Raw genomic sequence first — 13,586 nt, 5'->3', positions numbered from 1 at the left:
ACATTACCCTTGATAAAGAAATACGGATTTGATCTGCTGAAATAGATCTGATAGACCATCAATAACGAGTACAAGGACGATAATAAAGCCAATTAACGTAGCAAATTGGGCTATTTCTTCCTTTCCCATTTGTTTTAATATGGTGTGGATTAAAGCAACAATAATTCCTATTCCTGCAATCTGAAATAAAATCGTCGCGTCAGTAAACATTGGGATAAACTCCTTTCACCTATAAAAGCAACAATACGACAAATACACCACATAATATGCCTAAACTTTTGGTCATTTTCCCATATCTCTGATACTGTTCATTAGCAGCTTCCAACTCCCGTTCTAAATGACTGGCAGCCAATTGGATATGTTTTTGCTGTTGCAGAAAATCATGTTTTCCCAGTGTTTGTCCAAATTGCCGCAAAATTTCTTGCTCGTTCTTTCCTAAACAAGATATATCCATAAACGCATCTAAGCTATTTTCCCAAACAACTTGAAAATCTTTACTCTCATAATTCATGTTTTTATACAATCGATCGAAGAACGCATGAATGGGAAAAGGAGTCTGCTTTTGAATCGTATAAAAAGCCTCTTGTAATGGTAAGTGACTATACATCATTTCTGCTTCTAATATTTGCAATGCATTCTTCACTTGTCTTATATGCTTGGGGCGATTAGCTAGCCGATTGCTCCATTCAAATCCAATCCAGGTTGTTGTGGCAATAAAAAGAATGGCTCCAATCCATATCATGAATACCCCCCCATTTTTGTCGTTAGCAAATTTCTTTGGTTTGCATCATAAATAGTGTACGTATGCCCAGATGCTACTGTACGGTTAAGAAGAACAAAACGCTCAAAAATCCTTCCCTCAAGCAATACTTGTACACCAGGACGACGCTTTAATTCTTCTAGGGAATAGCCATGCACAGTACATACCACGGCAACACCTGCATGGAGAGCTTCCATTAAGGCATTTACATCTTTCTGATTGCCAATCTCATCAACAATCAATACTTCAGGCGACATCGAGCGAATCATCATCATCATTCCTTCTGCTTTAGGACAAGCATCCATCACGTCTGTCCTTGCGCCTACATCATGTTGAGGTATCCCTTTAATGGAAGCAGCTATTTCAGAGCGTTCATCAATGATACCGACTTTATTTGGTGGAACATGCTCCCACCCAGTAGAGATCATCCTTGCTATATCACGAACAAGAGTTGTTTTACCTGTTTGTGGTGCCCCAATAATTAACGTATTAACATAACCCTGTTGATATAAATGTGAGATCACCTTATTAGCTGTGCCAACTTTTTGCTTGGCAATCCGAATATTTAAAAACGTAATATACTGAATAGCTTTTACAGACCCGTGTAACGTATTAACCTTTCCTGCTAACCCTACGCGATGTCCCCCTTCAATGGTCATATATCCTTCCCTTAACTCTTCTTCCATTCGATATAAGGAATAGTCACTTAATTGCTGGATGATATGAGTGAAATCATGCTTGTCCGGAACAAAGTGAGCAAGCTGTTCATAGGTTTGGTTAAAGATAAGTTCGACAGGTTGTTGAAGCCTTAAACGAATTTCTTGTAGAGTATCCCATCTATGCGCAAGTGTACGATTTAACTCCTTTTGCAATCGTTCAGGAAAAAGTCTGCTTATTTCATCCATTAGCTTCTAACCCTCGCTTTTTTTGCAATTTCATTTATTAGTAAATGTATGCATCAACAGACGAAATATGACTTGATAGTAAACGAGTAGTAATAAATTAGTGAAAATTTATGGAACGGAGGTTTTCTTTTTCCCATTGATTGTTTGTTTCGCAACGATACAAACTAAAGTCTTAGTAAGGAGTTGAACATTTGACTTGCATTTAGATTTTATGCTCATCCTATTGGGATTCTTCGCGGAATGAAAGCAGCCGGTTACATGTGGGAGATAATTGAATAGCTATTGAAAGAATAATTTTTGTTCTATGACAAGATTTTACAAATGATATATTAGTATAATAGATATTTTTCTAAAGGCGTTTATTATCTGTAATAAGTAAAACGTTACTTGCAACGTATTTCCCATATAAAAAAGGAAGTTCTTGCTTGAAGTTATTGGATAAAAGGTGAACCCTGGCGATTCCTCTGTGAACTTCGGCGATTTTCCAGTAAACTCCATTGGTCACTCTATGTATCCCGAAGATTCGGCACATCTAGTGTTACAAACCTGTGGGTCAAATTATATACTTTGTAATCTTTGAACAAAGGCGCGGGGCGCCCGTTTAGCAACGTAGCGAATGGAATGAATCAACTAAAGATTTAGGAATCATGCCACTAAAAACAGGGGTATGCCGACGCCTAAGCGGCAAGCCCGTTTTTAGTCGGCCTTCCTCTTTGCGACGAACCGATGAGGCCTTATCGTAGGGAGATTTCGTGAAGTCGCATCGTTGCTGAAGATCGGATCTAATTTCCTGAGGCAGATTTGACCTTGATGTTTAGCCTTATCCCACTCAACCTGTAAATGAGAATTAGTACGTTATTACTATTTTGTACTCAATGCCAGATTGCATCAATGCAGATAAAGAATCGAGTGAAAACCCATTTTTGAATCAAGAAAATAGAGCCTTTTTCATAAAAAACTTGGTTAAATGCTACTTGTAAAAATGATAATTACAGTAGGTGTGTTAGAGTTACTCAAAAACTTGAAAAAAGTACTTGACATTGTACGCTATACAATAAAAAAAACAGCCTCTAATGGACTGTTTTTTCAACTTATGCTCTTGATACGTACTTTCCGTCTGATGTATTAATGACCAACACGTCTCCTTTATTAATAAAGAAAGGTACTTGCACCGTATGACCCGTCTCTAACGTAGCTGGTTTTGAGCCGCCACTTGCTGTATCACCTTTAATACCTGGCTCTGTTTCGACTACTTCTAACTCGACGTTATTTGGCAGTTGCACTCCTAGCACTTCCCCTTCATAAGTCACAATGGAGACTTCCATATTTTCTTTCATAAACTTTAACTCATGGTCAATTTGACTGCTGGAGAGCTCTATTTGTTCGTACGTATTGGTATCCATAAACGCATGCATATCACCAGATGCATATAAGTACTGCATTTTCTTTGTTTCAATATGTGCCTTCCCTACCTTTTCTCCAGCACGAAATGTTCTTTCTTGAATATTACCATTTCGTAAATTCCGAAGTTTAGAACGTACAAATGCAGCTCCTTTCCCAGGCTTTACATGTTGGAATTCCATTACTTGCCAAATATCATTATCTACTTCTATCGTTAATCCTGTTTTAAAATCGTTCACTGAAATCATATTATGCCTCCATTATAGCTGAATTAATTCTTTCGGTGCTAAAGTTAGTCGTTCATTTCCTGTTTCTGTTACGACAACATCATCTTCAATTCTACAACCGCCAACTTCAGGAATGTATATACCAGGCTCTACGGTAACGACCATACCTGTTTCTAATGGTTTTTCTGACCGAAAAGATAACGAAGGAGCCTCATGAACTTCAAGACCTAGCCCATGACCTGTGGAGTGACCAAAATAGTCTCCATAGCCTTTCTCTTTAATATAATCCCTTGTAGCAGCATCTGCATCTTTTCCAGTAATGCCAGATTTAATTGCAGTTACACCGCGTAATTGCGCTTCTAAAACAACATGATATATAGAATGTAATTGCTCACTGATTTCCCCTACTGCTACGGTACGGGTAATATCAGAACAGTAGCCTTGATATAATGCGCCATAATCCATCGTTACAAGTTCACCAGCTTGGATTTTTTTATCCGAGGCAACGCCATGAGGTAAAGCTGAACGTTTTCCAGAAGCTACTATAATATCAAAACTGGAAGAGGTTGCACCTTGCTTACGCATAAAAAACTCCAATTCATTAGAAATATCTATCTCTCTTACGCCAGGCTTAATATACGCTTGAATATGTTCAAACGCATCATCTGCTATTTTTGCAGCTTTTTTCATAATGTCCAGCTCATCGCTCGTTTTAATAATCCGTAACGCTTCCACCATATTATCCACAGGAATCAATTCCGCTTCGAATGTGTCCTTAAACGTTGTATACTGACTATATGTAACATGGTCTTGCTCAAATCCTAATTTTTGAATGTCCATTTCCTTTAGTTGGCTTTTTATTTCTTCGTTCAATCCATTTTGATGCTCCACTACTGTAAAATCAGCGATCTGATCATTCGCTTGCTTCGTATAACGAAAGTCAGTAACAAAACGAGCATCTGTTTGGCTTACTAATGCAACACCTGCTGTACCGGTAAAACCAGTTATATAGCGACGGTTGATGGAACTGGAGATTAAAATGCCATCTAATTCTTTTGCTTGAAGCAACTGTCTTAATTTGGTGAGTTTGCTCATCCTTCTCATCCCTTCCCTATTCGTTCATTTTTGTACAGGAAAATCGACTGTATCCAGTTTATCATAAAGATAGCTATTTGAATAATATAAGTTGTCGTTTCAAAGCTTATGACTGCTTTGCCTCGGTTTGATTTGCGTTATTATTAGCACCCTGTAAATCATGATAATCATACGATATAGAATACCCGATAAATGTACCATAAAGAATGTAGGCGCATAGGCTCGATACAATAGTATCGATATCCAATTTTTGAACAGATGGGACCGTTGTAAAAATGGGATTCAACACATAAAAAATAGCCCCCCATAATATAATCCCAAAAGCAACTCCCATCCAAACAGAATTTACTTTTTTAAATAACAAGAAGTAAGCTAACGCAACTGCAATCGAAATGATTCCAATAACTAGAATGGCAATAATATTCCCAAGCCAAGTATCGATCCAATCTGCATGAAACCATGAACTGAGTACAAACGATTTTGGAGCTACTTGAGAAAAATTAAAAAAGTACAAAACTGTGCCGAAAGCGCTCCAAATTACTCCCCCGATAAATCCTGTCAACAGTGATCTTGACAAGATAGTCATTGGCGTTTCATGTTTGTTTTGTTCTAACTGTTTCTTTTGTTCTTTCAATCTGAACACCTCCAATATGTAGTATGACCTATTTGGGATGTACCAATCCCAATAATATATATTCATTCACTATATCCTGTTTTTTCTAGTTATTTCCCTAGTAATGAAGTAAAATAAAAGCAAAGACATATGAAAATTATGCAATCTATCCCTTGCAAAAAATAAAAGTGGAATATTTTATCATCAAACAGGTAATGCTATAAATGATGTTCATAAACATATATCGTTCTAAAGATATCGTCCATACTCTCACTAGAAAAAGAGGAAGCAAGCAGGAAGTATACTCGAGTATACTTCTCGGAACAATAAATCATGAAAAACCGATTTCCCCTCTTGGCTCGTTTCATTCCAAAGAGTCAAACAGAAGCAATGATTGCTCGGAGTAGTTCATGAGATTTAAATTATAAATATAGATAGGAGGACACGTCATGAAGCGAAAATCTATTTCTATTCCGGTGTATATGATTATTGGTTTAGCTGTGATTGGACTAACGACACAGCTGTTTACAAACACCGTCAGTTTTATCAACAGTATGTTAATTTCTATCGGAGTCGGAGTCGTTCTATTTACGATTATCTATTTTTTGTTTATTCGAAAAAAGAATTCTTCTAATGAAATGAAGAAATATAAGCAAGCGGTAAAGCAATCAAAAGCGAAATACCATCATCAAAAACCTGTTCATAAAGCAACCGCTGCAAAAGAACAACCATCTAACGCACTTCGAAAGAAAAGAAACAAGCGTGCAGCTCATTTACGAGTAATTGATGGTAATAAACATAAAAGAAAGGATCGTGCCTCTTTTTAACGCACGATCCTTTCTTTTTCACTAGGAAGCTATCCATTTTGTTCATCTTAGATTAGTTGTGATAACCTGCTTTTTTCCCTTATCCTTTTATACTCACGTTAGTCTACTACTTACGCCTTCACTTCAATTTTCAGAAAATATTGCGCGGATGATAAGTACTTATGTTTTGTCTGCTTATTCTAAAAGAAAACCAGGAAAACTACTTGGGCCATCGATCGAGAAATGTATCTGTATATTCATATCCTGCTTGAATAAGCGTTTCTTTTGTAGTTTGATCGATATAAAAATCAGTACTTTCAATATTTCGCACAGGAATAAAAACGATGTTTTTTGCATCTGTTGTGGAAATATATCGGGCATCATGTGCTTCTTTCATAGTAAGAAATAAAGCATGAAACATATGGAGTGCTGTTTTAATTTTTCGGGGTTTTAATTCTTGGATTGGGGTAGTAGTTAATTTCACACCTATGATTGGACGAGTTCTTTTATGAGGTTTTTTTTCAAACACCCATAGTGGAAAATTACTTAATAGACCACCATCAATAATCAAACTTTTCCCTTGGTTACTTGCTGTTATTTTGTTGGGCATGAAAAAATACGGAAAACCTGCACTCATGCGAATTGCTTTAGCTACAGAAAAGTTTTCTGGGGAGATGCCGTAAATTCTTTCCAAATCATCAGGAATAACAACAAGTTTACCTAAAGATATATCACTAACAACGACTTTTAAATACCCTGGTTGAATATCTTTGAACGTGTAAATGTTCTTCGCCGCCAATTTTGCAGCAATCCACTTTTCTAATTTATTCCCTTTGTATATTCCTAATTGATAATATAAAAACAACCACTTTGTTACAGGTATCCACTTTGCTAATGCTGGAGGGTCTAAGAAATCCTTTAAATCCAAATGTTCCATAAATGCTTGTATTTCTTGATACGTATATTTAGCCGCTAGTAAACAAGCTATAATTGCGCCAGCTGAAGTACCTGCGACTCGCTCCCATGTAAACCCTTTTTCTTCTATCCGCTTCATTGCACCAATAAACGCAAAAGCTTTCACGCCGCCACCCGAAAAAACACCATCAATCCGCATAAGCATTCTCCCCTCATCGCTTATAGGCTTCTTTTTTTTAAGGGGTATTCAAATATCCGGCAAAATAACACGTTCTGTGCAGCTTCATGTTCCTAGCGCCTTCGTATATATATTATTTATCTAAGCCTGCCTCCAATTTTGACTCAGAGAATTCGCTAGTCATGCATTGCATCTGATAAGAAAGGCTTACGGCTTCAGGCAGTAAATACATCGCGCACAGGAAAGTCATTTACTTTCTTTAGGGCAGGAAGCAGCTTTACATAACATTGACAATAAATTCATCAGCTTTTAGCTACCAGTACGTATTTTTACCTTCTGTATGAACACGCTCCTATTAGTTTTATAAGTAAGCAGAAGGGTAGCAAATTAGAACCTTTTGTAGAGGAAAATCAAAGTAAGCTTTCTCTATTCTATACATAACATACTTCCCCAAAAGCCACACTCATCCTGTGAACAAGTAGAAACCCATAAATCATGTAAAAGCAACTGCTGAAACTTCGACACAAAGGCCGATCTAGTAGGATACTGAGTGAGTATTACGATTTTTGGTAGCGGTATCTCGCTAATAAGCCAAGATAAATTAAAAGCTACGCATTCATTATGGATGGATTAACCTGTAAATAATTTTATGAGTTACTTTCTAACTCTGCTTCTTGATGTGTACGTTTCAACGCTTCAACTCTTGCTTCATCTTGCTTAAAATAATTGACAACATCGCCAATCCGATCAATGGAATTCCAGCTCAAATGGTGTTCAATACCTTCTACATCATTATAAATATTTTCATGCTCTACCCCGATGATTTGTAAAAATTCTTCTAGCAAGTCATGTCGGAATACTAACCGTTCACCAACTTTTTTTCCTTTAGGTGTTAGTATAAATCCCCGGTATTTTTCATAATTTAAGTAATCATCTCGATCTAATTTTTGCACCATTTTTGTTACTGAAGAAGGATGTACTTCTAATGCTTCAGCAATATCTGAAACACGTGCATACCCTTTCGACTCCATTAAATTATAAATTTGTTCTATATAATCTTCCATGCTTGGTGTAGGCATTTATATATCCTCCATTTCAAGAATAATTTTTTATCTAAGGCAAAATTGTTTCTGTATTAAGAATACATGAAATACGAATAGGAAACAAGCTAAAACATCGTACCACATATCGCTATTGTTTTCATCCCCCGTTTTAAGTAAGAATCTGCCACTTATTTGCTGGAGCCACTCTACTTACTATCATGGCAATTTAATAATACTTATTGAATAATCGTAAAGGACTAAAGTATTTTTTTCAAAGTAAACTCTGAACTATCTAGAAATAATGGATGGTATAACCCGCCAAAAATATACTTTGCTTTCCGTAGGCAGCTTACTAACAACTTGGAGATCTCATTGACCCATGATCTCTAAAAAAGTTGAACTTTATAAGAATACGTATCCAACAGATGCAACATATAGAATCAAAACTGCATCCCCATCCTCGTAAAGTAAAGCCTCACATATAGTTTTCTTTGCTCACCGCTTGCTGATGCTGGCATTTGCGCTTGAATTCCTCTATCCCCTAATTATCTTTCGAGATTATTCAATATTATAATAACCTCTGTATCATATGAATCATACCTTGCTGCAAATAAAAAGCTTTGATATAATTTTTGAAAAATCCCGTTTTACCACCTATAATAGAGATTGTACAAATGTGAAAGACGGGGGAAAAATAATGGAATTTTTAGTAATACTCATCGTAGTTCTTGCAGCCTTCCTTATATTTCGTTTTTTTAGACAACGCATGTATTTAAAAACATTAACGGAAGACCAATTTCGTGAAGGTTATCGTAAAGCTCAATTAATCGATGTACGGGAACCGCAAGAATTCAAACGCGGTCATATTCTTGGCGCCAGAAATATACCAGTAACGCAAATGAAACAACGCTTGGTGGAAATGCGTAAAGACAAACCAGTATACCTTTATTGTCAAGGTGGTTCAAGAGCTGCAAGAGCCGCACAACTTTTGCATAAAAAAGGATACAAAGATATTAGTGTTTTAAAAGGCGGCTTTAAGAAGTGGACTGGTAAGATTAAACAATCTTAAACTTCTAGTTTCGATAAGTTTATCAACGCAAATAAACCCAAAGGTCACCAGTTATACTGCCTTTGGGTTTTGGTTATGACTTTAGTTCGTTGAGCTCACGACAGCGTGCGAAACAGAAAACTACCTGCTATGCTATTATTTTTCATACCGCAAAATCGGCTTTCTAGCAGCCGTTGTTTCATCCATTCGCTTAACGATCGTATCATGTGGAGCTTCTTGTACTAGTTCTGGTTCGTCTCTTGCTTCAGCAGCAATCTTTTTCATTACCTCGATAAATCCATCTAGTGTTTCTTTTGCTTCCGTTTCTGTCGGCTCTACCATTAGTGCCTCTTCTACATTTAACGGGAAATAAATCGTTGGTGGATGATACCCATAATCCAACAAACGTTTAGCAATATCTAATGTGCGTACACCGAGCTTTTTCTGACGTCTGCCAGAGAGCACAAATTCATGCTTGCAATGTTGATCAAAAGGAAGATCATATTCTTCCTCTAATTGTCTCATCAAGTAGTTTGCATTTAATACAGCATACTCACTCGCTTTCTTTAACCCTTCTGCACCCATTGTACGAATATACGTATAAGCACGTAAATAAATTCCAAAGTTACCGTAATATGGTTTCACCCTACCAATTGAGTTAGGAAGATTATAGTTAAAACGGTATGCTTCTCCTTGCTTTTCTAATAATGGCTTCGGTAAGAATGGTTTTAATTCTTCGGTCACACCAACCGGTCCAGAGCCAGGACCTCCGCCTCCATGAGGACCCGTAAATGTTTTGTGCAAATTTAAATGAACAGCATCAAACCCCATATCTCCAGGGCGTGCATAACCCATAATTGCGTTTAAATTAGCTCCGTCATAGTAAAGTTTTCCACCTGCGTCATGCACGATTTTTGCCATTTCTTCAATTTCTGTTTCAAATAAGCCTAACGTATTCGGGTTCGTTAACATTAATGCTGCTGTATCAGGACCAACTACTCGTTTCAAATCCTCTAAATCAACAAGCCCTTTTTCGTTAGATTGTACTGTTACAGACTCAAAACCGGCAACCGTCGCAGAAGCAGGATTCGTACCATGTGCTGAATCCGGAACGATCACTTTCGTACGGTGGAAGTCTTCATTTGCCTCATGAAAAGCACGAATCATCATTAAAGCAGTCCATTCACCTTGCGCACCTGCAGCAGATTGCAATGAGACTTCATCCATTCCCGTTATCTCGCACAATGCAGTTTGTAGATCATGCATCATTTCCATTGCCCCTTGCACACTGCTTTCAGGCTGATCCGGATGAATATGACTAAAACCATCCATACGTGCAACATCTTCGTTAATTTTCGGATTATATTTCATGGTACATGAGCCTAATGGATAAAAACCAGAATCCACACCATAATTTCTGTTCGATAGAGCCGTATAATGGCGCATTAAATCTAGTTCGCTAATCTCAGGGAGATCTGGTGCTTCTTTTCGAATATAAGCTTCTTCCAGTTCTTCCTCTAAATCGATATCAGGAACCTCTAATTCTGGCAAACTATACCCTGTTCTTCCAGCTTTACTACGTTCAAAAATTAATGGAAAGTCTTGATTAGCCATGAATATCCCTCAATTCTTTAACAAATTGATTTATTTCTTCCATCTTTCTGTTTTCCGTAACAGCTATAAGCATATGTCCGTTCATGTCAGGATAATCTCTTGCTAGATCATATCCTCCAATGATCCCTTTTTCAAGCAATCGCTCATTGACTTCTGCGACAGGCTTATCCAATTGAATAATAAACTCATTGAAAAACACACCTTTACAAGCAATGGTAAATCCTGCTTCTTGCAGCTTTTTCATCGCATAACGTGCTTTTTTCATATTCATAGCTGCCATTTTCTTCAGTCCATGCTTTCCGATTGAGCTCATCGCTACTGCACTCGCAAGAGCATTTAACGCTTGGTTTGAACAAATATTGGAAGTAGCCTTATCTCTACGAATATGTTGTTCTCTCGCCTGTAATGTAAGAACAAATCCTCTAACACCATCTTCATCTGTCGTTTGACCTACTAATCTTCCCGGCACCTTACGCATAAGCTTCCTTGTTGTTGCAAAATAACCGCAATGGGGTCCGCCGAATTGGGATGGGATACCAAATACTTGTGTATCACCAACAACAATATCCGCACCAAATGCTGCAGGCGGTGTCAAATATCCCAAAGCTAATGGGTTACTTGATGTGATAAACATTGTTTTCTTTTGATTTTCAAGCAGTTGCTGTACCTCTTCCATCGGTTCTAATTGCCCAAAAAAGTTTGGATACTGTATAACAACACTTGCCGTTTCTTCATCCAAAGCAGCTTTAAGTTTCGCTACATCCGTTTTTCCATTCTTCGTATCAATATAAATGATTTCCAAATTAGGACCTTTCGCATAGGTCTCAATAACAGCTCGGTATTGTGGATGGACAGCATTAGACACTAAAACTTTTTTTCGCTTTGTTTGTGCTGCACTTAAATTCACTGCTTCAGCCAAAGCTGTTCCACCATCATACATCGACGAATTTGCAACATCCATTCCTGTTAATTCACAAATCATTGTTTGAAATTCAAAAATCGCTTGCAGCTCACCTTGTGATATTTCCGGCTGATACGGCGTGTATGCTGTATAAAATTCTGACCTGGAAATAACATGATCGACAACAGATGGAATAAAATGATCATATACACCTGCACCTAAAAAGCTTATATATTGCTTCAGATTCGCATTTTTTGCAGCTAATTGTGCCAATTCTTTTTTTAAATCTGCTTCACTGGCAGGCTTTTTTAACTCCATTGAACGCTGCAAACGTACATTGCTTGGAATATCAGCAAAAAGCTCTTCTGTATCTTTGATACCGATACTAGCTAACATTGCTTGTTTGTCATCTTCAGTCATAGGTAAATAACGAAATTCCATTGATTTCTCCCCCTATTTTTCTCGTTTATAAAAAGGCGTACTTACCACTTTCGCTTGTAACTGCCGCTTCCGAACCTGCACGAGGAATTCTGTTCCCTCTTTTGCATAAGCACTATTTACTAAAGCAAGTCCTAGATTTTTTTCAAGCGTTGGCGACTGGGTGCCTGAAGTAATTACACCGACCTTTGACGGGCCATCATAAATTTCATATCCAGTTCGAGGAATACCTTTATCGATCATTTCCAAGCCTACAAGCTGTCTGTCAGCACCTTGTTCCATTTGTTTTTTCAGAACTTGCTTACCAATGAAGTCGACTGCTTTATTCACCTTTACGGCAAATGTTAAACCAGCTTCCACTGGAGTAATCGTTGGTGATAATTCTTGACCGTACAAAGGTAAAGCCGCTTCAAACCGCAATGTATCTCTGGCTCCTAAACCGATCGGTTCTGCTCCTTTTTCTTTACCAGCTTCTAAAATCGCTTTCCAAAGTGGAATTCCACTAGCTGCAGGGACATAAATTTCAAATCCATCTTCACCTGTATACCCCGTACGCGACACAATTGCTCTTCCCTCTATTCCAGTAAAGGCAACATCCACCTCAAATCTAAAAAAGCGAATCGCTGATAAATCTGTCGTTGTTAACGATTGCAATATTTCTTCTGCGAGAGGACCTTGTAAAGCGAGTTGCGCGTAATCTTCTGATACATTTTCAATTTTCACTTCTGCATTACTGTAGTTATTATGATCTAACAGCCATTGATAGTCTTTTTCCGTATTTGCCGCGTTTACAACCAGCAAGTAGTCATTTTCTGCCAGCATGTAGATTAGAAAGTCATCGACGGTACCACCGTCTTCATAACACATAAACGTATACTGTGCTCGTTTAGGAGTAAGCTTCGCTACGTCATTCGTGACAACTTTTTGCAAAAATTCTAAACTTTTCGACCCTTTAACTGCGATTTCACCCATATGTGATACATCAAATAACCCAGCTTTTGTCCTCGTTACCTCGTGCTCATGCTTAATTCCTTTAAACTGAACAGGTAAGTTCCAACCGCCAAAATCAATAGATTTTGCCCCATACACTTCGTAAATAGGATATAGAGGCGTTTTTTTTAACTCACTCATCCCAATCACTCCCTTATCATTGTTAGAAACTCAATTGGTGACAAATCTTTTTCAACATTGATTTGTCAGATTGCACGCTTAACTCCAATACTTCAAAAACGGTTCAATCTAGAATCCACTCTTGCAAATATTTAGTTTTTTACGCGCAATAAAAACAGAGATTTCATCGTTTTTTCATGAAATCTCTGTCCTGCTACCAGAAAGTTGCATACCAATACAAGGATTGGTATTTGCTTCGTGGGTGGTCCACAGCTAACCGCTGCTGTAGACACTCTCCAGAGTTGCGTCCTACAAGAGTCTGTTTGCCTGAGAGATTCGCTTTCGCTTGCTCCTTCGGCGTTACATAGTTTGACTCATTACTATATGGAATCTATGTAAGCTCTCCCCTTGTATTCATTCGCTTTTATGAAAAATGTAGTTTTGGTTATACTATGTACTAATCCATCAATGAAACATCTATTTTATTGTGTATTATTATATCACATATTTAGCAAGATAAAATAGAGAAACG

General features: G+C 37.5%; 13 protein-coding genes and 1 riboswitch. Of the genes, 2 read left to right on the top strand and 11 right to left on the bottom strand.

Annotated features, from left to right (window positions below; genetic code table 11):
- Positions 1–3: 3 nt before the first annotated feature.
- The 6 genes from spoIIIAC to KBP50_RS08070 all read right to left on the bottom strand — a co-directional run bounded on the left by spoIIIAC (position 4) and on the right by KBP50_RS08070 (position 5,022).
- Positions 4–210 (bottom strand): stage III sporulation protein AC, encoded by a 207-nt coding sequence (spoIIIAC, locus tag KBP50_RS08095; RefSeq protein WP_021291150.1) that lies wholly within the window; start codon positions 208–210, stop codon positions 4–6.
- A gap of 19 nt (positions 211–229) precedes the next feature.
- Positions 230–742: a stage III sporulation protein SpoIIIAB gene (gene spoIIIAB, locus KBP50_RS08090; RefSeq protein ID WP_050353047.1), complete on the bottom strand. Its 513-nt coding sequence runs from the start codon at positions 740–742 to the stop codon at positions 230–232.
- Positions 739–1,665, bottom strand: a complete 927-nt coding sequence (gene spoIIIAA, locus KBP50_RS08085; RefSeq protein ID WP_050353048.1) for a stage III sporulation protein AA — start codon at positions 1,663–1,665, stop codon at positions 739–741. The genes spoIIIAB and spoIIIAA overlap by 4 nt, the downstream gene beginning before the upstream one ends.
- A gap of 1,091 nt (positions 1,666–2,756) precedes the next feature.
- Positions 2,757–3,314: an elongation factor P gene (gene efp, locus KBP50_RS08080; protein ID WP_050353049.1), complete on the bottom strand. Its 558-nt coding sequence runs from the start codon at positions 3,312–3,314 to the stop codon at positions 2,757–2,759.
- A gap of 12 nt (positions 3,315–3,326) precedes the next feature.
- The gene (locus tag KBP50_RS08075) at positions 3,327–4,388 is read right to left on the bottom strand and encodes a M24 family metallopeptidase (RefSeq protein WP_050353050.1); all 1,062 of its coding nucleotides are present in this window, start codon (positions 4,386–4,388) and stop codon (positions 3,327–3,329) included.
- Between the two features lie 106 nt (positions 4,389–4,494).
- Positions 4,495–5,022, bottom strand: a complete 528-nt coding sequence (locus KBP50_RS08070; RefSeq protein ID WP_072740878.1) for a YqhR family membrane protein — start codon at positions 5,020–5,022, stop codon at positions 4,495–4,497.
- A 428-nt stretch (positions 5,023–5,450) separates the two neighbouring features.
- On the opposite strand from KBP50_RS08070, the gene KBP50_RS08065 reads away from it, so the two are divergent.
- Complete coding sequence (locus KBP50_RS08065) at positions 5,451–5,828, top strand: SA1362 family protein (RefSeq protein ID WP_050353051.1); 378 nt, start codon at positions 5,451–5,453, stop codon at positions 5,826–5,828.
- 199 nt (positions 5,829–6,027) lie between these two features.
- Here the strand turns inward: KBP50_RS08065 and KBP50_RS08060 are convergent, their stop codons facing one another.
- Both KBP50_RS08060 and mntR read right to left on the bottom strand, forming a co-directional pair.
- Positions 6,028–6,921 carry a patatin-like phospholipase family protein gene (locus KBP50_RS08060; protein ID WP_050353052.1) on the bottom strand — a complete coding sequence of 298 codons (894 nt, stop codon included), beginning with the start codon at positions 6,919–6,921 and terminating at the stop codon, positions 6,028–6,030.
- A 626-nt stretch (positions 6,922–7,547) separates the two neighbouring features.
- Complete coding sequence (mntR, locus tag KBP50_RS08055; protein WP_050353053.1) at positions 7,548–7,979, bottom strand: transcriptional regulator MntR; 432 nt, start codon at positions 7,977–7,979, stop codon at positions 7,548–7,550.
- A gap of 661 nt (positions 7,980–8,640) precedes the next feature.
- Here mntR and KBP50_RS08050 point away from each other — a divergent pair.
- The gene (locus tag KBP50_RS08050; protein WP_050353054.1) at positions 8,641–9,012 is read left to right on the top strand and encodes a rhodanese-like domain-containing protein; all 372 of its coding nucleotides are present in this window, start codon (positions 8,641–8,643) and stop codon (positions 9,010–9,012) included.
- A gap of 135 nt (positions 9,013–9,147) precedes the next feature.
- Here the strand turns inward: KBP50_RS08050 and gcvPB are convergent, their stop codons facing one another.
- The 3 genes from gcvPB to gcvT are packed head-to-tail and all read right to left on the bottom strand — an operon-like array spanning position 9,148 to position 13,075.
- Positions 9,148–10,605: an aminomethyl-transferring glycine dehydrogenase subunit GcvPB gene (gcvPB, locus tag KBP50_RS08045; protein ID WP_050353055.1), complete on the bottom strand. Its 1,458-nt coding sequence runs from the start codon at positions 10,603–10,605 to the stop codon at positions 9,148–9,150.
- Positions 10,598–11,947 carry an aminomethyl-transferring glycine dehydrogenase subunit GcvPA gene (gene gcvPA / locus KBP50_RS08040; protein WP_050353056.1) on the bottom strand — a complete coding sequence of 450 codons (1,350 nt, stop codon included), beginning with the start codon at positions 11,945–11,947 and terminating at the stop codon, positions 10,598–10,600. The genes gcvPB and gcvPA overlap by 8 nt, the downstream gene beginning before the upstream one ends.
- Before the next feature lie 12 nt (positions 11,948–11,959).
- The gene (gene gcvT, locus KBP50_RS08035) at positions 11,960–13,075 is read right to left on the bottom strand and encodes a glycine cleavage system aminomethyltransferase GcvT (RefSeq protein ID WP_050353057.1); all 1,116 of its coding nucleotides are present in this window, start codon (positions 13,073–13,075) and stop codon (positions 11,960–11,962) included.
- Between the two features lie 284 nt (positions 13,076–13,359).
- Positions 13,360–13,472: riboswitch (glycine riboswitch) on the bottom strand.
- Positions 13,473–13,586: the final 114 nt, after the last annotated feature.

Origin of the sequence: Virgibacillus pantothenticus (assembly GCF_018075365.1) — a bacterium.
GTDB classification, from domain to species: domain Bacteria; phylum Bacillota; class Bacilli; order Bacillales; family Amphibacillaceae; genus Virgibacillus; species Virgibacillus pantothenticus.
The sequence above is the reverse complement of the archived record's forward strand: the minus strand, read 5'-3'. Positions and strand labels throughout refer to the sequence as shown.

What these genes read in the sequence shown, in the direction of transcription:
- spoIIIAC (WP_021291150.1), bottom strand. Translation starts at nt 210, where the DNA reads ATGTTTACTGACGCGACGATTTTATTTCAGATTGCAGGAATAGGAATT.
- gcvPB (WP_050353055.1), bottom strand. Translation starts at nt 10,605, where the DNA reads ATGGCTAATCAAGACTTTCCATTAATTTTTGAACGTAGTAAAGCTGGA.
- spoIIIAB (WP_050353047.1), bottom strand. Translation starts at nt 742, where the DNA reads ATGATATGGATTGGAGCCATTCTTTTTATTGCCACAACAACCTGGATT.
- mntR (WP_050353053.1), bottom strand. Translation starts at nt 7,979, where the DNA reads ATGCCTACACCAAGCATGGAAGATTATATAGAACAAATTTATAATTTA.
- spoIIIAA (WP_050353048.1), bottom strand. Translation starts at nt 1,665, where the DNA reads ATGGATGAAATAAGCAGACTTTTTCCTGAACGATTGCAAAAGGAGTTA.
- KBP50_RS08050 (WP_050353054.1), top strand. Translation starts at nt 8,641, where the DNA reads ATGGAATTTTTAGTAATACTCATCGTAGTTCTTGCAGCCTTCCTTATA.
- KBP50_RS08060 (WP_050353052.1), bottom strand. Translation starts at nt 6,921, where the DNA reads ATGCGGATTGATGGTGTTTTTTCGGGTGGCGGCGTGAAAGCTTTTGCG.
- gcvT (WP_050353057.1), bottom strand. Translation starts at nt 13,075, where the DNA reads ATGAGTGAGTTAAAAAAAACGCCTCTATATCCTATTTACGAAGTGTAT.
- gcvPA (WP_050353056.1), bottom strand. Translation starts at nt 11,947, where the DNA reads ATGGAATTTCGTTATTTACCTATGACTGAAGATGACAAACAAGCAATG.
- KBP50_RS08075 (WP_050353050.1), bottom strand. Translation starts at nt 4,388, where the DNA reads ATGAGCAAACTCACCAAATTAAGACAGTTGCTTCAAGCAAAAGAATTA.
- KBP50_RS08065 (WP_050353051.1), top strand. Translation starts at nt 5,451, where the DNA reads ATGAAGCGAAAATCTATTTCTATTCCGGTGTATATGATTATTGGTTTA.
- efp (WP_050353049.1), bottom strand. Translation starts at nt 3,314, where the DNA reads ATGATTTCAGTGAACGATTTTAAAACAGGATTAACGATAGAAGTAGAT.